Below are 21,975 nucleotides of genomic sequence, written 5' to 3'. Positions count from 1 at the left end.
CCGCAAAAGTTGCAGTCCGCGCGTGCGCTCACTTTTGTGCTGCTGAACCTCGCTGCGCCTGTTGGACAGGTTTTCCATCCGGCGCTTTATTTCCAGCTGAATCAGAAGGGTGAAAACCAGACCAAGCACCAGCACGAGCCCGAGAAAGGTGACCTGACCGAGCAGTTGCAGAAACAGAAGAAGCAGGCCGACGGCCAGTACGGCGGTACGTTCATTCAAGAGACTGCGATATCGACGAAACGGACCGCTCATTGTATTTCCGTTGGCAAATATGGGTTTTGGCCATCGTGAAGATATACCACAGCTTCACGGCGACATAGGGCCGTGTGACTCTGGGTATCATCCCGTGTTGATCCATAGAGGGGGCGACTTAATGGCATATATGTTTCAATTTTTTGAAACCCTGCACAATTAGGTTGTTTTTCATATGTGTATAAACTCGCGTTTGAACGTCCCCGGTCAATTCCGGTCATGGCAGTTTGCGAAAGTGATCCACATTGACGGATATGACGCGTGTCGGCACTGGACCTGCCACTTTAAAATACCGTAAATAATAAATTAATCATGTTGTCGGTTATCCGTTCGGTAAAAGATGATTTAAAAAGTCGTAAAAATCCATGGATACGGCAAAATTGACGTCAGGCAGGTGAGGCGATCTTGAAGACAGGAAAGACAGACCGGACAGGTCAGGCACCGGAAAAAAAGGGGCGTGTGGACGTTGATGCCGCGCGCCGTCAGGTTCTGGCTCTCGGCACCGCGGCCGTGCCTACGGTTTTGACACTGCGTGCTTCCGCCAGTCAGGCGCTGGTTTCGCAATTGACATGCCTGTTTCGTATGCCGGCGGGCTATGTTTTTCTGGTGGATGCGGCCGGTGCGGTCTGGATGGCCGACCTGGGCTGGAGCAGTGCCCCGAACAAGGTGAAGCAGAGCCATGTCGACGAGATCAAGTCGAGCGCCAGTTTCATCTTTCCCGCCGGAACCGCACCGCAAAATCGCCGCCCGAAAGGCTGTGACGACGACGATGACGATTGGGGGGACGATGACGATGATGATGGTGGTTGGGGCGATGACGACGACGATGATGGTTGGTGGGACGATGACGAGGATGATCTGCGTCCCGTCATGAATGCCTTTCAGGACCAGAACAGCCGCCATTACTGGTGGTGGGATGACGATGATGACGGCGGCGATGATGACGATGATGACGACGATGACGACGATGATGGTGGCAATGGCAACAAGGATGTCAGCTGCAACTACAAAATCATTGTCAACAAGAGAGACATTGAGTTTCCGATCTCCAGGCGCGTCGATGCACAGGGGAACTGGAAACTGAACGGCAAGCGCGGTTTCTACATTCTGCTGGCAACCCGTTATGCCGAGGTGTATGGCAATTCCGGGAATTTCCCCGGTATTTCCTGTATCGTTTCCGTCTTGAATTATTTTGATCAGCAGGGCGGATAATCCGCTGCCCTGATTTCCTGGACGTGTTAAGGCTGCCTGGGTGACACATCCGTATTCAGCAGGGCCGCAAGTGGGTGACGATGTCTCTTGGCATCTGTCGCCCGGTCCTCTCATTCTTGAAGACCTGCCGGAAGACGAAGCGGTCATGGCCTATGCGGATTTGTCCGGCACAACGCATATTTTGCATATCCTTGCCGCCGCCGTTCTGGATTGTCTCCGCGACGCTCCGGCCTCTAGGGGTGAATTGCGCACGGCAGTACCCGGACGTCTTGGATTGTCTATTCGGGAATGTCCCGCCCGCCTTGTCGATGCGACGCTTGACGATCTGGACCATGCGGGCCTCGTTCAGCCCATGTTACCGCCGCAATCGATTGCGGCCGGAACCGCTGAATGACCATTGACACCCCTCTTGGCGAATGTTCGCGTGTTTCGGTGTGCCGGGCGCTTCGTAAAGGGCACCTCAGGATGAACCTGGGGCCTTTCGTCATGGCGTTGAAAGCGCCGCCGGAACCTGTTGTCGATTTTCTGTTTCACCAGTATGCGCCCGTACCGGTATCGCTGGTGCCCGGTCTGTCGGATTTTCATGTGGCGATACGCCGGCCGCGCAGTATGCGCGGATTTTGGCTCCGCGATCAGCTTGTCGCAGACCCCGGTTTTGCGCTGCCGTCCCTGCCTTTGCCCGTATCGATGGCGCCGCTTGTTATGGAAATGGCGATGAATGCCGCCGTGGCCCTGAAATGCTGGCGATTGGGTATCCTGCATGCCGGTGTCGTGGAAAAGAATGGCCGCGCCGTGGTGATCAGTGCCCCTTCCGGTGGCGGGAAAAGCACTCTGACATTGGCCTTGATGACGCAGGGCTGGCGGTTGTTGTCGGATGAATTCGCGCTTTTCCGTCTGCCGGACGGACTGCTTCTCGGATATCCCCGCCCGGTCTCACTGAAGAACGAGTCCGTGGCGCTGGCCCATGCCTGGCTGGGGGAGAGCGCGCTCAGCAATACATATCATGACACACCAAAGGGCAGCATTGCCTATCGCCGGGTCAGGCCCGAGGATGTGACCGGGGCGGGCCAGGCCGTGACGGCTGCGGCTATTGTTTTTCCGCAGTATGAACAGGGTAGCGATTTGGCGGCTGTTCCCGTGCCCCGCAGCGACGCCTTCCTGCGTTTGGTTGCCAGTTCGACGAATTATCACCTTCTGGGGCGGACGGGATTTGAGGCACTGAAACGACTGACCGGTTTTGCGCGCGCATATGAACTGTCTTTCTCCGATGCCCTTGCCGCGGCCCGCCATATTGAAGAGGACTTGACCGCAACGGTCCCTGTCGCCATGGATGAAACGCATGGCTGATGGCGTCGGGACTTTGTTGGATTGTCTGCTGGGCCGCGCTGTCCTGCCGGATGACGAGGCTGCCTGTGACCGGCTGTTTTGTATGGCGGACCGCCATCATGTTTTGGCCGCGCTGGCACTTGCCGTTCAGGACAGGAGGGATGGTAAGCGGGCTGATATCCTCGCCAATGCGACGGTACCGGCAGAGGCGGACCGCAGAATGTTGAAATTTGAAATCAACAGGCTGGAACGGGCACTTTACGGTCTTGATATACGGCCCGTCCTTTTAAAGGGAGGGGCCTACGTGGCATTGGACCTGGCGGTTGCCAGGGGCCGGCGTGTCAGCGATCTGGACATCCTGATCGAAAAAAGCTGCTTGCCGGATTTTGAGAAAGCCCTGCACGCCGCAGGATGGCGGCCGGATGAAAAGACCGATAACGCTTATGACAGGGCCTATTACCGCAACTGGATGCATGAGCTGCCGCCACTGCGTCATCGGAACCGCAAAACCCTGATGGATGTCCATCATGCTCTGATCCCCCCGACTGCACGACACCAGTTGGATACGGCCGGCATGATTGCCGGCAGCGTCCCCATTCCGGGCAGTGGGCTCAGAGCGTTGAACATGGTGGACCTTTTCATTCATTCCGCCACGCACGCGCTTGCCGATGGCGAGTTTGCCACGCCGCTGAGGAGCCTTCTGGAACTGGATGCCCTGTTCACGGCCCTTGGCCCGTCCGGACGCGGTGCGGTGCCGGGCCGCCTGAAACAGGTCGGTGGTGCCATGGCGGTGACGACAGCCATGTGGATCCTGGCGCGCAGGCCGGGACGCCAGCATGCGCGGGAGCTCTATGAAACACTGCGCAAACAGGATATGCACCCGGCGTTGTTGCTGACCCGCTGGGCGATGATGGTGGTGCTGACGGAAGCCCCCTTTTACCGTTTGGCCCGGTTTTTCCTGTGGGCGAGGGGGCATTGGCTGCGCATGCCGCTGCCGCTTCTGATCCGGCATGCTTTGGCAAAGGGCTGGGTGTCGCTTTCCGCTTTCCTGACCAGGAAAAGGCAGCGCGACGTCTCTGCGCCTTAAAGGACGGGCCCAGCGCCTCAAACCGGCTGCGTTTTTAAAAGGACGAGACCGGCAATCTCCCGCAGGCTGTCGACCTGATGACTGGCGCCCAACTCCTGCACCGGACGGGCGCTGTATCCGAATGTGACGGCGATGGACGGCCAGCCGGCTGCTTTGGCGGCATCGATATCGCTGCTGCTGTCTCCCACCATCAGGGCGGCACCGGTACTACCGGACAGGCGGTCGGCTGTCTCGATCAGGTGGCGGGGGTCCGGTTTGCGGACGGACAGACTGTCGCCGCCCAGAACCGCGCCGAAATGATGATCGATCTTCAGCGCCGACAGCAATGGTTTTGTCAGCGCGACGGGCTTGTTGGTGCACAGCCCGAGACCGAACCCGGTCGCACTCAGCGTATCCAGGAGATCCGCCCCGCCGGCAAACAGGCTGGTTCCATGGCGTGTCAGGTTGTTTCCGTAATATTCCAGAAAAACCGGCAACAGATCGTCTATGCTGTGGTTCTGCCGGCCGCCTGTTGCCGTCAGTCCCTTTTCAATAAGCCTGCGGGCGCCCTGGCCGACCATGTGGCGCACTTGTCCGAGGGTGATGTGTGGCCGGCCGATGGTTTCCAGCACATGATTGGTCGCGGCGTGCAGGTCCGGTGCGGAATCGATGAGTGTGCCGTCCAGATCGAAGATGATCTTTCCGACGCGAAAGGGGGGCTGAACTGTCAACGCTGTCATGGGTGTGCCTTTCTGCCGCCGCGACAATGTCCCGCACATAGGTCATGCTTATGCTTGGAGTCAAAATATTGGAGATGTCCTGTCCGACCGGTAAACACCGGGCTGACGGATGGTCATACGCCATATGGTATTGAACACCGTCGCCAGTGTTGCGGTGCAGCGTTAACTGCTTGCCATATGACGGGCGTAGTGGTCTATGGTCAGGTGGTTTGTGTATTATATGTTTGTGTGTCTGACGGGAAGACGAGGAAAGGACGGCCCATGACGGCGTGGAAACCGGATAGCTGGCGCGATATGCCCATCATCCAGGTCCCGGACTATCCGGATGAAACAACTCTTGCAGATGTCGAGAAGGAATTGTCCGGCTATCCGCCATTGGTGTTCGCCGGCGAGGCACGACAGCTGAAAGCGCAATTGGCCGATGTCGCCGAGGGCCGCGCTTTTCTGTTGCAGGGCGGCGACTGTGCCGAAAGTTTTGCGGAATTTCATCCCGATAATATTCGCGATACCTTTCGCGTGATTCTGCAAATGGCCGTGGTTCTGACCTTTGCCGCCAGTTGCCCCGTGGTCAAGGTCGGTCGTTTGGCCGGCCAGTTCGCCAAGCCACGGTCCAGTGGCGTGGAAACGCGGGACGGTGTGGAACTGCCTAGCTACCGTGGGGATATCATCAATGATATCGTCTTTGAGGCCGATGCCCGTGTGCCTGACCCGAGACGCATGCTGCGTGCCTACAGTCAGGCGGCGGCCACGCTGAATCTCATCCGGGCCTTTGCCCAGGGGGGCTATGCCAACCTTATGTCCGTACATCGGTGGACATTGGATTTCGTCAGTCAGAGCGGTGCTGGCGAAAAATACAGTGAACTGGCGGACCGCATCAGTGAAGCACTTGCTTTCATGGAGGCCTGCGGCGTCAATCCGGCCAATGTCAGCCAGTTGCAGGGCACTGATTTTTACACATCGCATGAAGCGCTTCTGCTGGGCTATGAACAGGCATTGACCCGCGTCGATTCCACATCCGGTCAGTGGTATGATACGTCCGCCCATCTTTTGTGGTGCGGCGACCGTACCCGGCAGACGAACGGCGCCCATGTGGAATTTCTGCGCGGTATCGCCAACCCGATTGCCTCCAAGGTCGGGCCGACCACCGACCCGGACGATCTGATCCGCCTGATGGACCTTCTCAATCCGGCGAATGAACCGGGCCGCCTGACCCTGATTTCCCGCTTCGGCGCTGAGAGTGTCGACAAATACCTTCCGCGTCTTTTGCGCCGCGTGAAGGAAGAGGGCCGGTCGGTCATCTGGTCGTGCGATCCCATGCACGGCAATACGATCAAGGCCGCCTCGGGTCTGAAGACCCGGCCCTTTGATCGTATCTTGCAGGAGGTGCGGCAGGTTTTTGCCGTTCACAGGGCGGAAGGGACCTATCTTGGCGGCATTCACCTGGAACTGACGGGGCAGAATGTCACGGAATGTACGGGCGGTGCCATTGCTGTCACGGAAGACAATCTTTCCAGCCGCTACCATACTCATTGCGACCCGCGTCTGAATGCCGATCAGGCAATTGAGCTGGCATTCCTCATTGCTGAACTGCTGAAGGAGGAACGTCTGACCATTGCGGCCGGCGCGGCGGCCTGATCGGACACGGTTGGTGCGGTCGGGAATCGGTCCGCCAGTGCGTGGACATCTTGACCGTGAATTCTGAAACAAACGCGACCGGGGTGGGCGGAAATGTCCGAGCTTCTGAATATCTACGTGGCGCAGATCAATCCCACGGTTGGCGCCATAGCCGCCAATGGCGAGCTGATCAGCCAGGTTTACGGCGACGGTGTGGATGCAGGCGCCGATTTGGTGGTCACACCGGAGCTGTCCGTTATTGGGTATCCGCCGGAAGACCTTGTTCTCCAGCCCTTTTTTCAAAGGGAAGCGCGCCGGGCCGTGGAGGGTCTGGCCCGTCTAACGGCCGGCGAAGATATGCCCGGACTGGTGATTGGCGCACCCTGGATGGAAGACGGCGTTCTGTACAATGCCGTCATCCTGTGTGCCGGCGGCAGCGTCGAAGCCGTTCGCTACAAGCAGCAACTGCCCAATTACGGCGTCTTCGATGAAAAAAGGATTTTTCAGGCAGGCCCACATCCGCGCCCGGTTCAGTTCCGCGGTGTCAGCCTTGGTCTGATGATCTGCGAGGATATGTGGCTGCCCGAGACCGCCCGCGCTTTAAGCGAAGCAGGGGCGGATTTGCTGCTTGTTCCCACATGCAGCCCTTTTGAGGTCGGCAAGTCCTCGTCGCGCTTGGAACAGGCAAAAGACCGCGTGCGGGAATGTGGACGACCGCTTGTCTTCTGTAATCAGTGGGGCGGGCAGGATGAGCTGATCTTCGATGGCGGCAGCTTTGCCCTGCAAAGTGATGGCAGTCTGTCGATGCGTCTGCATGCCTGGCAGGCGGATGGCAGGCTGATCTGTTTTGATCCCGCGACCGGCACCCTTAAAACCGGCGATATGCATGATGTCTATCTGCCGGAAGACAGGTTGGAGTGCATTTATCAGGCTGCTGTGTTGGGGGTGCGCGACTATATCGGCAAAAATGGGTTTCCCGGTGTCATCATCGGACTGTCCGGCGGTATCGACAGTGCGCTGTCCACGGCCATTGCCGTCGATGCGCTGGGCGCCGACCGGGTGCACTGCGTTATGATGCCGTCGCGCTATACCTCGGACGACAGTCTGACGGATGCCAGGGCATGCGCCGACGCCCTCGGCGTCCGCTATGATATCATCGGTATCGAAGAGGGCGTTGCCGCGTTTCACCATATGTTGACGCCCCTGTTCGGTGACCGCGAGCCGGATACGACCGAGGAAAATATCCAGTCCCGTTTGCGGGGTGTTCTGCTGATGGCTCTGTCCAACAAGTTTGGCGGCATGGTGCTGACAACGGGCAACAAGTCGGAGGTATCGGTTGGGTATGCCACATTGTATGGCGACATGTGTGGCGGCTACAATGCGCTGAAGGATATCTACAAGACCGATGTTTTCGCATTGTCGCACTGGCGCAATGCGGCTGTCCCGCAAGGGGCTCTCGGCCCGGCGGGGTCGGTCATTCCGCAGACCATCATCTCCAAACCCCCCACGGCGGAACTGAAACCCGATCAGCGCGACGAAGACAGCCTGCCGCCTTATGATCGGCTGGATGCGATATTGCAGGGGCTGGTGGATGAAGACCGTGCCGTCCACGACCTTGTGGCCGATGGCCATGACGGGGCGGAGGTTGCGCGGGTGGAGCATCTGCTGTACATCGCCGAATACAAACGGCGTCAGGCTCCGCCGGGGGTCAAGATTACGTCGAAGCATTTTGGCCGGGACCGCCGGTATCCGATTACGAACGGCTTCCGCAGCGCTCGCCGTCCTGAGTGACAGCCTGGCAGGGCATGCCTGCGGAACCGCCGGTTTCGCAGTGGGTTGTGCATTCATATTTGGTTGAAAGAATATATCGATGACCATCAAGGTTCGCTTTGCTCCATCGCCGACAGGCCGCCTGCATTTGGGCAACATCCGTGCCGCGTTGATTAATTGGCTTTTCGCACGGCAGCAGGGCGGGGATTTCATACTCCGCATTGACGACACCGACCGGCAACGTTCAACGGCGGAATATGAGCAGGGCATACGTGACGATCTGACATGGCTTGGCCTGGAATGGGATGCGCATTTCCGTCAGAGCGAACGTTTTGACCGCTACAACAGTGTCGTTGAGACGTTGAAAGAGCAGGGGCTGCTCTATCCCTGCTATGAGACGGCGGAAGAGCTGGAGATCAAGCGCAAAATCCAGCTTTCGCGGGGGTTGCCGCCCGTCTATGACCGTGCGGCCCTGACGCTCAGTGATGACGAGCGGCAAAAACTTGAGGCGGAGGGCCGTCGGCCCCACTGGCGTTTTAAGCTTGATGTGCCGGCCCGCGTCGACTGGACCGACCTGATCCGTGGCGATGTGTCCATCGACCTCGGCTCCGTCTCGGACCCGATCCTCATCCGTGAAGATGGCAGCTATCTTTATACTCTGCCCAGCGTCGTGGACGATGTGGATTATGGCATCACCCATATCGTACGCGGCGAGGATCATGTAACCAATTCAGCCGTGCAGACACAGATTTTCAAGGCAGTGGGCGGAACGCCCCCTGTTATGGCCCATTTTGCTTTGTTGACCGGCAAAGGCGGGGAGGGTTTGTCCAAGCGATCCGGCGCAATGGCCATTGCCGATCTGCGCGACGAAGCCGGCCTGGAGCCTATGTCCATCCTGTCACTTCTGGCCCGGCTTGGCTCCAGTGACCCGATTGAGGCTTTCACCACGCTTGACCCACTGGTCAGCCAATTCGATTTCGGTAAGTTTTCACGCGCGGCTGCGCGTTTGGACCCTGCCGAACTTGATCAGCTGAATGCCAAAATTCTTCATGAAATGCCATTTGGAGCCGTAAGCAATCGCATTGATCTTCATGGTGTTGACGAAACATTCTGGAACGCGGTCAGGCCAAATCTGACCAAATTGAGCGATGTTACTGATTGGTGGCGCATTGTTGACGGCCCGGTTGTGCCCGTCATTGAAAATGCCGATCATATGGTAAAAGTGCGCGCTCTTCTGCCGGACGGGGATCTGACCACCGAGACGTGGAAAATATGGACCGATGCCATAAAGGCGGAAACCGGTGCCAAGGGTCGGGCTCTTTTTCTGCCTCTCAGACAGGCGCTGACAGGGCAGAGCCATGGGCCGGACATGTCTGTTCTGCTTCCGCTGATCGGACGGGATAAGGCGGCTGCCCGCCTTGAAGGGCGCAAGGCATGACCGGTCAGCCGGCGGACCGTCTCGTACTTTGGGTGCACAATACGCTGACCCGCGAAAAAGAGCGTTTCACCCCGTTGGACCCGGCAAATGTGCGAATGTATGTGTGCGGCCCGACGGTTTATGATTTTGCCCATATCGGCAATGCCCGCCCTGTCGTGGTATTTGACATTCTGTTCCGGCTGCTGCGCCGCCTTTATGGCGCGGATCATGTGACCTATGTCCGCAATATTACCGACATCGACGACAAGATCATGGACCGGGCCAAGCGTGACGGTACGTCCATCTCCGATGTGACGGCGCATTTTACCAAGGCATATTCACAAGACATGGGTGAACTGGGTGCATTGCCGCCGAGCCTGACGCCCAAGGCGACCGATCACCTGCCGCAGATGATCCGTATGGTCGAAGGCCTGATCGCCAAGGGCGTGGCATATGCCGCTGACGGTCACGTACTCTTCCATGTTCCGGCAATGGAGTCCTATGGCGCATTATCCCGGCACGGCCGTGATGAACTTGTCGCCGGGGCGCGGGTCGAAGTGGCACCCTATAAGCGCGATGCGGCGGATTTCATATTATGGAAGCCGTCCGACGCCGGGCAGCCCGGCTGGGACAGCCCCTGGGGACGTGGACGGCCCGGCTGGCACCTGGAATGCAGCGCCATGATTGAAGAGCATCTGGGCGATACGATCGACATTCACGGTGGCGGACTGGATTTGATTTTTCCCCATCATGAAAATGAAATCGCGCAAAGCGAATGTTGTCATGGGAAGCCCTTTGTCCGCACATGGATGCACAATGGCTATCTGACCGTGGATGGCGAGAAAATGTCCAAATCTTTGGGCAATTTTCACACGGTACGCGATCTGTGCCGGCAGTTTCCCGGTGAGGCGTTGCGCCTGTCACTGATGACGGCTCATTACCGCCAGCCGATTGATTTCTCCCTCGACCACGTGGCCGAGCAAAAGCGCCGGCTCGACCGTTGGTACCGTCTGACGGACGGTGTAAAGCCGTCGGAAATGGTGCCCCCGGCTGTTTTACAGGCATTATGCGATGACCTGAATACACCGAAAGCGCTGGCCGCAATGGATGCATTGGCCACACCGGATGGGGCGGACGACCTGCTGGCGGCAGGACGTTTTGTCGGCCTTCTGCTGCAACCGGCGACCGACTGGTTTCAGGCATCCTCCGGGCGTGGGGCAGAAGGCCCCACGGGCGATGAGATTGAGGCACTGATCGCAGCGCGCAAGGCCGCGCGCGATGCCCGCGATTATCAGGAAGCCGACCGGATACGCGGCGTGCTTGCCGACAGCAATATTATTCTTGAGGACGGCCCCGACGGCACAACGTGGCGCCGGGAAGGGTAGGGCCGTGGCGCAGGTATGTGACAGCCAACCGGCCATTGTGCTGGTACGCCCGCAGCTTGGCGAAAATATCGGCATGGCGGCGCGCGCCATGCTGAATTTCGGCCTGACGGATATGAGACTGGTAAGCCCGCGTGACGGCTGGCCCAATCCATCGGCCGGTCCCGCGGCCTCCGGCGCGGATGTGGTGTTGGACAAGGCAGCGGTCTTCGACCGCGTCGAGGATGCCATTGCCGACTGCCATCTTGTCTTTGCCACGACGATGCGTGGCCGTGATATGCCAAAACCCGTCATGACCCCGCGCGAGGCGGCGCGGCGCATGCGTAGTGCACTGACAGACGGTCAAAAACCGGCAATCCTGTTCGGGCCGGAGCGTTCCGGGCTCACCAATGACGATGTCACCCTGGTGGACAGTGTGCTTTCGGTGCCGGTCAATCCGGATTTCGGCAGCTTGAACCTGGCGCAGACAGTGGTTGTCACGGCGTATGAATATGCCCAGTCCTATGACGCGACACCGTCTGTTCGGCCCGCGCATGAAGACGGCCTCGCTCCTAAAGAGGATCTTATAGGCCTTATGCAGCACCTGGAAGACGAATTGGCCGCCCGTGGATTTTTCCGCAGTGAAGACAGATATGGTGCACAGCGTCGCATGTTGCGCAATCTGTTGCAAAGCGGGTCTTTTTCCGCGCAGGAGGTGCGTACGTTCCGTGGCATTGTCAAAGCACTGACACGCCCTGAACGGGGCAGTGAAAATGACAGGTTCTGAAGCCGGCGGCAAGGAATACGATGTCTCATGGTGTTGAGAGATGCGGGTGTTTGCAAACTGCGGGGCCGGCGTTAATCTGACCGGGATACGGCTGATCGTGCACTGACGGGAAAAAGGGGAATGCCATGCTGTCCGGAGCGTTTATCGGTGCCGTTATGTCCATCTTGGCCGGATTGATGCAGGCAACGCCCGATGCCACCGGAACGGCGATTGCCCGCCCGCTGGGCAAGGCGGAATTTTTTTCGGCCAGTGACAGTTATTTCCAGGTTTTCGAGTTTTTTGGCAAACCTCCGCATACATGGGCACATGCCAACAGGATGGTGCGTGGATACAGGGTCGAAGGACGTGACGGACGTTTGGCGCATGTCCCGGATTTGGAAACCCACTTTTTCCTTCTCAGCCATTTTCAGTTGATGAATCAGCAACGTATGTGGATCGGCCTTTATGTGGATTGCGGCGAGCGTATCACCACGCATTGGGTTGAAGGTCCGGCTCTGGATGCCCAACCCTTTCGGGCCTGGATTGACACGGCACCGGGTACAATTCGCGGATTGTGTCGCACACATCGTTCCAGCGGTCGCCCCGTGCCGGTTTTTTATGAGCCGAGCGAGTTTGGCGTGCGTTGGCAAGCCATGGCACCCGGCGGTAATCTGAAATATATGATGGTGGAGTTTCCGGCGCCTGACGGGCAGAGCGAACAGTCTGTGGACTAGGCTATGCTCCCATCATCCGCGCCAGGCGCGGGGCGAAATAGGTCAGAACCCCGTCGCACCCGGCACGCTTGAAACTGAGAAAGGCTTCCCAAATGGCGGCATCGCCGTCCAGCCAGCCCTTTTCGGCCGCAGCCATGAGCATGGCGTATTCACCGGACACCTGATAGGCATAGGTCGGCAGACCAAAACGGCCCTTGACGGCGTGGATAATGTCCAGATAAGGCAGACCCGGCTTGATCATAACGCTGTCCGCGCCTTCCTCGATATCCTGCTCCACTTCCCGTAAGGCTTCAAGCCGGTTGGCGGGGTCCATCTGATAGGTTTTTTTGTCGCCCTGAAGCACGCCGCTGCTGCCGACGGCATCGCGGAAGGGACCGTAAAAGCTGGACGCATATTTTGCACTGTAGGCCATGATCTGAACAGAGGCGTAGCCCGCTTTGTCCAGTTCGTCTCTTATGGCGCCGATCCGCCCGTCCATCATGTCCGACGGGGCAATGATGTCCGCACCGGCTTCAGCCTGCAGAACCGCCTGCTGCACGAGAATGCCGACGGTTTCGTCATTCAGGATCTCGCCGTCTTCAAGAAGGCCGTCCTGCCCGTGGCTGGTGTAAGGATCAAGCGCTACATCCGCCAGAAGACCGATCTCCGGGCAGGCTGCCTTGATGGCTGTCAAGGCCCGGTTTATCAGATTATCCTTGTTCAGGGCCTCGTCACCACGCTCGTTACGCCTGTCACGCGGTGTTGACGGAAACAGGGCAAGGCATGGAATACCAAGGGCTTTGGCCTCATCGGCGGCTTTGACGGCAAGGTCGATACTGATTCTGTCCACCCCCGGCATGGAGGCAACGGGTTCGCGTGTGTCCCTGCCTTCACAGATGAATATGGGCCAGATCAGGTCATCCGGGGTGGCACGGGTTTCGCGTATCATACGGCGGGACCAGTTGGTGGCGCGTGGGCGCCGCAGGCGGGTATTCGGAAAACGTGCGGTCATAATAACGGCAGTCTCTATATGGTGTTACGGTTTATACCAATCATGGTATCCTGCTTCGTAGGGAAGCACAGTCATACTGATAAAACAACCGGTCCCCTTTCGATATTTCTCAATGAAATCGGCTTTAGAGAGGGTGTGTCTGGTCCTGTTTTCTCCGTCATGTTCTCTGAGTTTTACAGATTATCTGCTGTTACGATCACTTTTTATAAAAAATTTTAACTTTAACTCCTCGTTAGGGTGTTGCCCTGTAGAAGATTTTCGCAAAATTTCAACAAAAACTAGCCATCAGGCTATGCTTGGCGGGTGAAAAAACATGACTTACGATTTCAATCATCCCAAGGTGCTGTTTCTGGATATTCTGTCGCTGGTGGAACGTCTGCACCGTCGTCTTCTGGACGTGATCAAGAATCATCTTGAACGTATCGGCAGCGAGGACCTCAACCCTGTTCAGGCTTTGCTGATCTACAACATCGGTGAACATGAGATGACGGCCGGCGAACTGAAAAGCCGCGGTTATTACCAGGGCTCCAATGTGTCCTATAATCTGAAAAAACTGGTTGAAATGGACTATCTGAGCCACGAGCGGTCCGATTACGACCGACGGGCGGTCCGGATCGGTTTGACCGACAAGGGTCACGAAGTCCGCAATATGATTGACGGCTTGTATGAAAAACATCTGGATGAGCTTCTGGCCGATGAGCTGATGTCAGACGATGATTTGAAGGTTTTGCGCCGGAATTTGCGCAACCTGGAGCGTTTCTGGTCGGACAAGCTGCATTTTGGCATGTAAGCTCGGGAATGATCGTACTGCTCTTCCAATCTCCGGAGGTACGGGCGAAACAGGGCCTTCGGCTTTCTGTTTCGTGGCGGGTACCGCGAATTTATATGCGCTAAAATGGCCACCATTGATCGATATCAAGGCAAAATCGATCATGGCAATTTGAATATTCCATCAATACTGCGACATATGTGCTCTGGACGCCGCGCATGCATTTGCGTAATAAACAGGGGTGTTTGGCGTTCACGCCATCCAGGTCACATGATGTGCATCGTCGTCAGGTAATAATGGGGATTCCGTCAGGAAACTGGTTGCCACCGATGGATTATGAGAAAATATTTGCCGATGCGATAGACACCATCCGCCAGGAGGGCAGATACCGCGTCTTCGCCGATATCGCTCGCCAACGCGGGGCTTTCCCGCGAGCGACCCGCTTTGACGCCGGTGACAATGCGCGGACGATTACCGTCTGGTGTTCAAACGATTACCTCGGCATGGGGCAGCACCCCAAGGTCGTGGATGCCATGCACCGCGCACTGGATGAAACCGGGGCAGGGGCGGGTGGTACCCGTAACATAGCCGGCACCAACCACTATCACGTACTGCTGGAACGTGAGCTGGCCGATTTGCATCGCAAGGATGCGGCGCTTTTGTTCACCAGCGGCTATGTCTCCAATGAGGCAACATTGTCCACGCTTGCCAGGCTCTTACCGGGGTGTGAAATTTTTTCTGATGCGCTCAATCACGCGTCAATGATCCAGGGCATCCGTCAAAGTGGTGCGAAAAAACATATTTTCCGCCACAATGATCTCGAACATCTTGAGGAATTACTGGCTGCGGCCGATCCTGCGGCGCCGAAGCTGATCGCTTTTGAATCCGTCTATTCCATGGATGGCGACATTGCCCCTATCGGCAAAATCTGTGATCTCGCCGACCGGTATAACGCGATGACCTATCTGGATGAGGTCCATGCCGTCGGTCTCTATGGTCATCAGGGCGGCGGTGTCGCGGAACGGGACGGTGTTGCCGATCGGCTGACCATTATTGAAGGGACGCTGGGTAAGGCATTCGGTGTCATGGGCGGTTATATCGCCGCATCGAAGACATTGGTCGATGTGGTACGGTCTTGCGCCCCCAGCTTTATTTTCACCACGGCCCTCAGCCCGGTTCTGGCGGCGGGCGCTTTGGCCAGTATCCGCCATTTGAGATCCAGCAACACCGAACGCACGCGGCATCAGGAACGTGCCGCGATCTTGAAAGAGCGTATGGCAAGTGCAGGTCTGCCGGTCATGCCCTCCGTCAGTCACATCGTACCTGTTTTCGTTGGCGATCCTGTGAAGTGCAAGGCGGCATCGGATTTGCTGTTGAATGAATATGGCATCTATGTCCAGCCCATCAATTATCCCACTGTACCGCGGGGGACCGAGCGCCTTCGCTTTACTCCCGGACCGATGCATGATGACAGCCTGATGGATGCGCTGATTGAAGCCTTGACCGATGTTTGGTCCCGGCTTGACCTTGCGCGCAGGGTTGCCTGACCGGGCGGAGCCTTTTCCCGATGCCTGAGCGTGATCAGGTTATTTTTGAAGTCGTGTCCCACGGCACTGTCGCCAAGGTGTCGGCCATTTGCGTGCGGACGGGCCTTGAAGTCAGTATTGTGGGTGACCCCCGCGTGGGTGATGCGGCTCTGAAAGCTCTCGCCCTGCGTAAACTCAATTATGTCCGGCAAAAGAAAGCCGATACGGATAAGGGAAGTGACGGTTCCGGCGGTATCCTCGCCTGATCGCTCTTGTTCCCGCCGCTATCGGAGGAACGGCAGGGATGTGCAATCCATGCCGCAAAAGTGCGGGGGTGTCGCAATACCCCCTTTTTGAACTCATTGACAAAACCGGAGACAGCAGAGGGTATCGAAAAATCTGCCGGATCAGCCGTATTAAATAACGCGACGTTGGACGCCTTAGCCCCGGCCGCGCTTTCCAAGCCCGATTTTCTTGGCGAACTCTGATCTTTTGGCGGCATAATTGGGTGCCACCATCGGGTAATCGGCCGGCAGTCCCCATTTGGCGCGATATTCATCGGGCGACATATTGTAACGGGACCGAAGATAGCGTTTCAGCATTTTCAGCTTTTTGCCATCTTCCAGACAAATAATATAGTCCTTGGTGTAAGACTTCTTGATGGGTACGGCAGGTTTTTGCCGTTCTTCGACAACCTCTTCAGTGCCGTTTATAGTGTTAAGTGTCGTGTAGACAGTTTTAATCACATCCGGCAGTTCATTCGCTGAAACGGTATTATTGCTGACATAAGCCGTGATGATGTCAGCTGCCAAACCTAGAACGTTTTCTGAGTTCTGCAAATTTCCGCTATTTTCCGACATTTAATTGTCGCTCCGATTTCTTGTACACTTTAAGAGGGTTATTGCAGCATTGAGTTGGAATTTCAACATTAAAAGGCCGTCAATTTTCTATTAAACATATTCAATGTGATTAGAACGCTAGGTTTTAAAGTATTCACCTTAAGGTATTTCCAAAAAATTAAGATATTGCAAACCCGCTATTGTCTCCCCCCGTTACGGTTTTTGGGGTAAAATCCCGCTAAAACAACAATATGCTATCTGTTCGCTTGCCAAGGCCCCTCGCAGAACAGGCATAATCCAGATATAGATGTGCAAGAACATTTTGAAAGCTGGCCTCCCTGACGGTGCGAGGCGGCCGGAAGGAAAAGGAAAAGGGACCGTGTCGGAAAAGACGATCGCCATAGGCAGTGATCATGCCGGATTCGTGTTGAAGGAAAAGCTCAGTCAGGAATTGGAGCGCCGTGGCTGGTCGGTGATTGACGCTGGCACGAACGGGCCGCAGTCTGTCGACTATCCCGATTATGGCCGCGCCGTCGCCGAGATGATTGCCGACCGGCGTGCGGATAAGGGTGTTTTGGTTTGCGGATCGGGTATCGGTATTTCCATTGCTGCAAATCGCAACCCGGCTGTTCGTGCGGCCCTGTGTCATGATAATCTCTCTGCAAGACTTGCCCGCCAGCATAATGACGCGAACGTCCTTGTGTTGGGCGCGCGTCTCATCGGCGAAGAAACAGCGCTCGATTGTCTGCATGCCTTTCTCGCAACGGATTTTGAAGGCGGCCGGCATCAAAAACGGGTCGATAAATTGGGCGCGGCACGATAGGGTGACACAATCTGTTGTGCCGGATGAGGGTGAGCCGGCACTTTCATTCATGATTTCAGATGCGGATCATGACCGCATAAGTATGCGCGCGGCGTTTGAGGAGCAATTATGTTGGATGGGCATCCCGAAACCTTCTTTTCTCAGTCTTTGAGCGACAAGGACCCGGCGCTGTATGCGTCGATTGCCGGCGAACTGGACCGGCAACGGAACCAGATTGAGCTGATTGCTTCTGAAAATATCGTCAGCCGCGCGGTACTGGAGGCACAGGGGTCGGTTCTGACCAACAAATACGCCGAAGGCTATCCGGGACGCCGCTACTATCAGGGGTGCGCCCATGTGGACGTGGCGGAACAGTTGGCGATCGACAGGGCGAAGGCGCTGTTCGATTGCGCTTACGCCAATGTGCAACCGCATTCCGGCGCACAGGCCAATGGTGCCGTGATGCTGGCCCTGACCAAGCCCGGAGATACCATTCTTGGCATGTCGCTTGATGCCGGCGGCCATCTGACCCATGGCGCCCCGCCGGCCCAGTCCGGCAAATGGTTTCACGCGGTTCAATATGGTGTGCGCCGAGACGACGCCCTGATCGATTTTGATGAGGTCGCCGCTCTGGCCGCTCAGCATAAACCCAGCCTGATCATAGCCGGCGGATCCGCATATCCCCGTGTGATCGATTTTCGTCGTTTCCGGGAAATCGCCGACAACGTTGGGGCCTATCTCCTTGTGGATATGGCTCATTTTGCCGGTCTGGTTGCCGGTGGGGTGCATCCTTCGCCGTTGCCGCATGCCCATGTCGTCACCACGACGACGCACAAGACCCTGCGTGGCCCCCGGGGGGGTATGATTCTATCCAACGACACGGACATCGGCAAAAAGCTGAATTCCGCTGTTTTCCCTGGTCTGCAAGGCGGGCCTCTCATGCATGTCATCGCAGCGAAGGCTGTTGCCTTCGGCGAAGCCCTGCAGGAAGATTTTGCCGGCTATGCCGCCCGTGTTGTGGAAAACGCCCGGGCCTTGGCCGACCGTCTGAAGGGGCAGGGGTTCGACATCGTCTCGGGCGGCACGGATACACATGTTGTTCTTGTCGACCTCAGACCCAAGGGGCTGACCGGTAAGGCGGCCGATGAAGCGCTCGAACGGGCCCACATCACCTGCAACAAGAATGGTGTGCCGTTTGACCCTGAAAAACCCTTTGTGACGTCCGGTATCCGTCTGGGGACGCCTGCTGGCACGACACGTGGTTTTGGTGTCACCGAGTTTGAGTTGATCGCCGATCTCATCACCGAGGTTCTCGATGGATTGAAAGAGAATGGCTCGGAAAACAATGACTTGGTTGAGGACGGGGTGCGCAAACGGGTCGCCGCATTATGCACTGATTTTCCGATTTATCCGGACGGGTTTTGATGTCGAAGGGCGGATGAAAAGATGCGTTGTCCCTTCTGTCAGAATGAAGATACCCAGGTAAAGGATTCGCGGCCAACCGAGGACAAGTCGGCGATCCGGCGCAGGCGTTTCTGTCCTGCCTGTGGTGCCCGTTTCACTACGTTTGAACGGGTCCAGCTGCGTGAACTCATGGTGGTCAAGAAAAACAACCGTCGTGTGCCATTCGACCGTCACAAACTGGAGCGGTCCCTGGATATCGCCCTGCGAAAGCGCCCGGTGGAACCGGAACGGGTCGAACGGATGATCAACGGGATCGTGCGTCGTCTCGAATCCATGGGTGACGGCGATGTGACATCGGAACAGATCGGTCAGCTCGTCATGGAAGGGCTGGCCAGTCTCGATCAGGTGGCTTATGTGCGCTATGCCTCGGTATACCGCAATTTCCGTGAAGTATCGGATTTTGAGCGTTTCCTCGGCAAGATGAGCGGCGAGGAAAGCGATCTTGCCGGCCAGGCCTGATCCTCATGTCCGACGCCGGTAAAAGCGCGGTGTGGGGCGCCGGGGCACGCCTTTCGGAAGACCGTCTCCATATGCGGCACGCGCTGTCTCTTGCCCGGCGGACCTTGGGGCGTGTTGCTCCCAATCCTGCGGTGGGGTGCGTTTTGGTCAGGCAGAGGCGCGTTATCGCTCGCGGCTATACCCGGCCTGGTGGCCGTCCCCATGCTGAGGCTGTCGCCCTGTCACAGGCGGGGAGGGACGCCCAGGGTGCAACGGCCTACGTAACGCTGGAGCCCTGCGCCCATGAAGGCGAGACGCCGTCATGCGCCCGTTTGCTGGCCGAAGCGGGCATTGCGCGGGCCGTCATTGCTCTTGACGATCCAGACCCGCGCACTGCTGGAAAGGGCTTGGCAATATTGCGGCAGGCGGACATTGAAACTGTGACCGGTGTCATGGAAGAAGACGCCCGTTGTGTCACAGCCGGTTTCCTGAGCCGGGTGACCATGCAGCGTCCTCTTTTTACCCTGAAATCGGCCGCCAGTCTGGATGGCCGCATTGCCCTTGCCAATGGGACCAGCAGGTGGATTACGAACAGCCATGCCCGTATCTACGGGCACTGGCTGCGCGCCAGCCATGATGCCATCCTGGTTGGTATCGGGACAGCCCTTGCCGACGATCCTCTTTTGGACTGCCGTATCCCCGGTTTGGAAAACCGTTCGCCCATTCGGGTTGTGCTGGATACCCATGCCCGTTTGCCGGCCGGTAGCCGTCTGGTACAGAGTGCGCGTACCGTTCCGGTATGGCTTGTTCATGCGGCCGGTGAAGAGATCGATCCTGCATTGGCGGAGGCTGGCGTCACCCTGGTGCCGGTCACGGACCCGCACGATTTGGCCGGTGTGGCCAACAGTCTGGCCACTCGTGGTTTGACCCGCGTTCTGGTGGAAGGGGGAGGAACGGTTATGGCCGGATTCTTAAAGGCGGGGCTGGCCGATCGTTTGGTACAAATTCACGCGCCTTGCCTGCTGGGTGGGGATGCACGACCGGCTTTTGGAGCTCTTGAATTGGGCGCTCTGGAACGGGCTCCGCGTTTTCGACTGGCGACAGAGCGCCGCATCGGGACCGACAGGCTTGCATGCTATGTGTCGGAGGGGTAACAGAGCATCATGTTTACAGGCATTGTCACAGATGTGGGCCGTCTCCGGTCCCTTGAACGACGCGGCGATCTGCGCCTCGTCATTGAAACGGTGTATGATCTGAACACGGTTGAAACCGGGGCATCCATCGCCTGCAACGGCATCTGCCTTACGGTCGTGGACAAAGCGCCCGCGGATAAAGGGCGCGGCTGGTTTGCAGCAGACGCATCGGCTGAAACCGAGCGCGTCACCACCCTTGGAGACTGGCGAGAGGGAGCGCCCGTCAATCTGGAACGGTCATTGAAGGTCGGTGACGAATTGGGTGGCCATATCGTGACCGGTCATGTGGATTGCGTGGGTGACATCGTCGGTTGGGACGATGTCGGTGATTCCGTTACCATGTCCGTGCGCGTGCCGCCCAGCCATGGCCGTTTACTGGCACAGAAGGGCAGCGTCGCCGTCGACGGTGTGTCGCTGACTGTCAATTCGGTACGTGACAATACCGATGGGACGGTTTTCACGGTCAATCTGATACCACACACACGTGCCGTAACCGGTTTTGCCGAGAGTGCCGCCGGTGCCCGTGTCAATATTGAGTTCGATGTCATGGCCCGCTATGTGGCCCGTCTCGCGCAGCGGAGCTGAGCCATGTCGGAAATCGCCCTGTCCCCCATCGAAGATGTGATCGAGGAAGCCCGCAACGGACGCATGTTCATTCTGGTCGATGACGAAGACCGCGAGAACGAGGGTGATCTGGTCATTCCGGCGCAGATGGCAACCCCGGATGCCATCAACTTCATGGCCAGATACGGTCGCGGCCTGATTTGTCTGCCATTGACCCGTGACCGGGCGGAAGACCTGAACCTCGCCCCGATGACGGACAATAACGAGGCGCGCAATCAGACCGCCTTCACCGTTTCCATCGAAGCGAAGACCGGTATTACCACGGGGATTTCGGCGGCTGACCGGGCGCGTACTGTTGCCGTTGCCATTGATCCCACCAAAACGCGCGAAGATCTTGCGACGCCGGGGCATGTCTTTCCATTGATCGCCCAGGACGGCGGTGTGCTGGTTCGGGCGGGGCATACCGAGGCATCGGTCGATATCGCACGGCTGGCCGGTCTCAATCCGTCCGCTGTGATTTGCGAGATCATGAATGACGACGGCACCATGGCGCGTCTGCCGGACCTTGTTGCTTTCGCCCGTGAACACGGATTGAAAGTCGCCACGATTCGCGATCTTATCGCTTACCGGCTGAAACATGACATTCTTGTCAGCCGCGAGGCGGAAAAGGAATTCACCCGGAAAACCGGCTGCAAATGGAGAGCCATCGTCTACACGTCGCCAGCCGACCGTAGGGAGACGACAGCGCTTGTGCTGGGGCAGATCGGCCCTGACGCCCCCGTGCCGGTGCGTATGCACTCCCTTAATCCGTTTGAGGATATTCTGGGTATGGATCACCCCCGCACCGGTCAGCTTGAACGGGCCATGCGCCATATCGAGCAGGAAGGGCGCGGCGTCGTCGTTTTGTTTCCTGGACTGGTTGCAATGCGGCCATCCTATCTTCTCAACCGTCATTCGGGTGAGAAGGAGCAGGGCACCCTGCGTGAATATGGTATTGGTGCCCAGATTCTGCGCGATATCGGTGTTGCGGATATGATTCTCATGTCGAAAACACCGAGCCATGTCGTCGGCCTTGATGGATATGGCCTCAATATTGTAGAACACCGCGCCATTCCGGACAGCCTTTAGGGC

The 21,975-nt window shown here is 57.4% G+C and carries 22 protein-coding genes; 19 read left to right on the top strand and 3 right to left on the bottom strand.

Features of this window, described 5'->3' with window-relative positions; genetic code table 11:
* Positions 1 to 711 precede the first annotated feature (711 nt).
* From BXY39_RS19460 to BXY39_RS07595, 4 genes are all read left to right on the top strand, one after another.
* Positions 712 to 1,464, top strand: coding sequence for a hypothetical protein (locus BXY39_RS19460; protein WP_211332123.1), 753 nt, complete (start codon positions 712 to 714; stop codon positions 1,462 to 1,464).
* Between the two features lie 70 nt (positions 1,465 to 1,534).
* Positions 1,535 to 1,858, top strand: a complete 324-nt coding sequence (locus BXY39_RS07605; protein ID WP_121938226.1) for an HPr-rel-A system PqqD family peptide chaperone — start codon at positions 1,535 to 1,537, stop codon at positions 1,856 to 1,858.
* A 71-nt stretch (positions 1,859 to 1,929) separates the two neighbouring features.
* On the top strand, positions 1,930 to 2,811 hold the full coding sequence (locus BXY39_RS07600; RefSeq protein WP_170163693.1) for an HprK-related kinase A: 882 nt from the start codon (positions 1,930 to 1,932) through the stop codon (positions 2,809 to 2,811).
* On the top strand, positions 2,804 to 3,877 hold the full coding sequence (locus BXY39_RS07595; protein ID WP_170163692.1) for a nucleotidyltransferase family protein: 1,074 nt from the start codon (positions 2,804 to 2,806) through the stop codon (positions 3,875 to 3,877). Before BXY39_RS07600 ends, BXY39_RS07595 begins: the two co-directional genes overlap by 8 nt.
* A 17-nt stretch (positions 3,878 to 3,894) precedes the next feature.
* Here the strand turns inward: BXY39_RS07595 and gph are convergent, their stop codons facing one another.
* Positions 3,895 to 4,596, bottom strand: coding sequence for a phosphoglycolate phosphatase (gph, locus tag BXY39_RS07590; protein ID WP_121938223.1), 702 nt, complete (start codon positions 4,594 to 4,596; stop codon positions 3,895 to 3,897).
* A gap of 261 nt (positions 4,597 to 4,857) precedes the next feature.
* Here gph and BXY39_RS07585 point away from each other — a divergent pair, with 261 nt between their 5' ends.
* From BXY39_RS07585 to BXY39_RS07560, 6 genes are all read left to right on the top strand, one after another.
* Positions 4,858 to 6,231: a class II 3-deoxy-7-phosphoheptulonate synthase gene (locus BXY39_RS07585; RefSeq protein WP_121938222.1), complete on the top strand. Its 1,374-nt coding sequence runs from the start codon at positions 4,858 to 4,860 to the stop codon at positions 6,229 to 6,231.
* A 93-nt stretch (positions 6,232 to 6,324) separates the two neighbouring features.
* Complete coding sequence (locus BXY39_RS07580) at positions 6,325 to 8,001, top strand: NAD+ synthase (RefSeq protein WP_121938221.1); 1,677 nt, start codon at positions 6,325 to 6,327, stop codon at positions 7,999 to 8,001.
* Positions 8,002 to 8,080: 79 nt separating this feature from the next.
* Positions 8,081 to 9,418 (top strand): glutamate--tRNA ligase, encoded by a 1,338-nt coding sequence (gltX, locus tag BXY39_RS07575; RefSeq protein ID WP_121938220.1) that lies wholly within the window; start codon positions 8,081 to 8,083, stop codon positions 9,416 to 9,418.
* A complete protein-coding gene (gene cysS, locus BXY39_RS07570; RefSeq protein WP_121938219.1) occupies positions 9,415 to 10,782 on the top strand; it encodes a cysteine--tRNA ligase in 1,368 nt (455 codons plus the stop codon). Before gltX ends, cysS begins: the two co-directional genes overlap by 4 nt.
* A gap of 4 nt (positions 10,783 to 10,786) precedes the next feature.
* A complete protein-coding gene (locus BXY39_RS07565; protein ID WP_245999000.1) occupies positions 10,787 to 11,545 on the top strand; it encodes an RNA methyltransferase in 759 nt (252 codons plus the stop codon).
* 125 nt (positions 11,546 to 11,670) lie between these two features.
* Positions 11,671 to 12,258 (top strand): C-type lectin domain-containing protein, encoded by a 588-nt coding sequence (locus tag BXY39_RS07560; RefSeq protein ID WP_121938217.1) that lies wholly within the window; start codon positions 11,671 to 11,673, stop codon positions 12,256 to 12,258.
* 1 nt (position 12,259) lies between these two features.
* On the opposite strand, the gene hemB is transcribed toward BXY39_RS07560, so the two are convergent.
* Positions 12,260 to 13,249 (bottom strand): porphobilinogen synthase, encoded by a 990-nt coding sequence (hemB, locus tag BXY39_RS07555; RefSeq protein ID WP_121938216.1) that lies wholly within the window; start codon positions 13,247 to 13,249, stop codon positions 12,260 to 12,262.
* 313 nt (positions 13,250 to 13,562) lie between these two features.
* Between hemB and BXY39_RS07550 the strand changes: the two genes are divergently transcribed.
* The 3 genes from BXY39_RS07550 to BXY39_RS07540 all read left to right on the top strand — a co-directional run bounded on the left by BXY39_RS07550 (position 13,563) and on the right by BXY39_RS07540 (position 15,810).
* Entirely contained in the window at positions 13,563 to 14,039 is a 477-nt protein-coding gene (locus tag BXY39_RS07550; protein ID WP_121938215.1) for a MarR family winged helix-turn-helix transcriptional regulator, read from the top strand.
* Between the two features lie 308 nt (positions 14,040 to 14,347).
* On the top strand, positions 14,348 to 15,565 hold the full coding sequence (hemA, locus tag BXY39_RS07545; RefSeq protein ID WP_121938214.1) for a 5-aminolevulinate synthase: 1,218 nt from the start codon (positions 14,348 to 14,350) through the stop codon (positions 15,563 to 15,565).
* Positions 15,566 to 15,585: 20 nt separating this feature from the next.
* The gene (locus BXY39_RS07540) at positions 15,586 to 15,810 is read left to right on the top strand and encodes a DUF6898 family protein (protein WP_121938213.1); all 225 of its coding nucleotides are present in this window, start codon (positions 15,586 to 15,588) and stop codon (positions 15,808 to 15,810) included.
* Between the two features lie 174 nt (positions 15,811 to 15,984).
* Here BXY39_RS07540 and BXY39_RS07535 read toward each other — a convergent pair whose 3' ends face one another.
* Complete coding sequence (locus BXY39_RS07535; protein ID WP_121938212.1) at positions 15,985 to 16,404, bottom strand: Ros/MucR family transcriptional regulator; 420 nt, start codon at positions 16,402 to 16,404, stop codon at positions 15,985 to 15,987.
* Positions 16,405 to 16,762: 358 nt separating this feature from the next.
* Here BXY39_RS07535 and rpiB point away from each other — a divergent pair, with 358 nt between their 5' ends.
* The 6 genes from rpiB to ribB all read left to right on the top strand — a co-directional run bounded on the left by rpiB (position 16,763) and on the right by ribB (position 21,972).
* Positions 16,763 to 17,206 (top strand): ribose 5-phosphate isomerase B, encoded by a 444-nt coding sequence (rpiB, locus tag BXY39_RS07530; protein ID WP_121938211.1) that lies wholly within the window; start codon positions 16,763 to 16,765, stop codon positions 17,204 to 17,206.
* Positions 17,207 to 17,314: 108 nt separating this feature from the next.
* Positions 17,315 to 18,610: a serine hydroxymethyltransferase gene (gene glyA / locus BXY39_RS07525; protein ID WP_121938210.1), complete on the top strand. Its 1,296-nt coding sequence runs from the start codon at positions 17,315 to 17,317 to the stop codon at positions 18,608 to 18,610.
* Between the two features lie 21 nt (positions 18,611 to 18,631).
* Positions 18,632 to 19,108, top strand: a complete 477-nt coding sequence (gene nrdR, locus BXY39_RS07520) for a transcriptional regulator NrdR (protein WP_121938209.1) — start codon at positions 18,632 to 18,634, stop codon at positions 19,106 to 19,108.
* A 5-nt stretch (positions 19,109 to 19,113) separates the two neighbouring features.
* Positions 19,114 to 20,241: a bifunctional diaminohydroxyphosphoribosylaminopyrimidine deaminase/5-amino-6-(5-phosphoribosylamino)uracil reductase RibD gene (ribD, locus tag BXY39_RS07515; protein ID WP_121938208.1), complete on the top strand. Its 1,128-nt coding sequence runs from the start codon at positions 19,114 to 19,116 to the stop codon at positions 20,239 to 20,241.
* A 9-nt stretch (positions 20,242 to 20,250) separates the two neighbouring features.
* Complete coding sequence (locus BXY39_RS07510) at positions 20,251 to 20,865, top strand: riboflavin synthase (protein WP_121938207.1); 615 nt, start codon at positions 20,251 to 20,253, stop codon at positions 20,863 to 20,865.
* A 3-nt stretch (positions 20,866 to 20,868) separates the two neighbouring features.
* On the top strand, positions 20,869 to 21,972 hold the full coding sequence (ribB, locus tag BXY39_RS07505) for a 3,4-dihydroxy-2-butanone-4-phosphate synthase (RefSeq protein WP_121938206.1): 1,104 nt from the start codon (positions 20,869 to 20,871) through the stop codon (positions 21,970 to 21,972).
* The last annotated feature ends 3 nt before the right edge of the window (positions 21,973 to 21,975 follow it).

The organism is Eilatimonas milleporae (assembly GCF_003688555.1).
Classification (GTDB): Bacteria; Pseudomonadota; Alphaproteobacteria; order Sphingomonadales; family Kordiimonadaceae; genus Eilatimonas; species Eilatimonas milleporae.
Note: the sequence above shows the minus strand (reverse complement) of the source record. Positions and strands in the feature narration are given on the sequence as shown.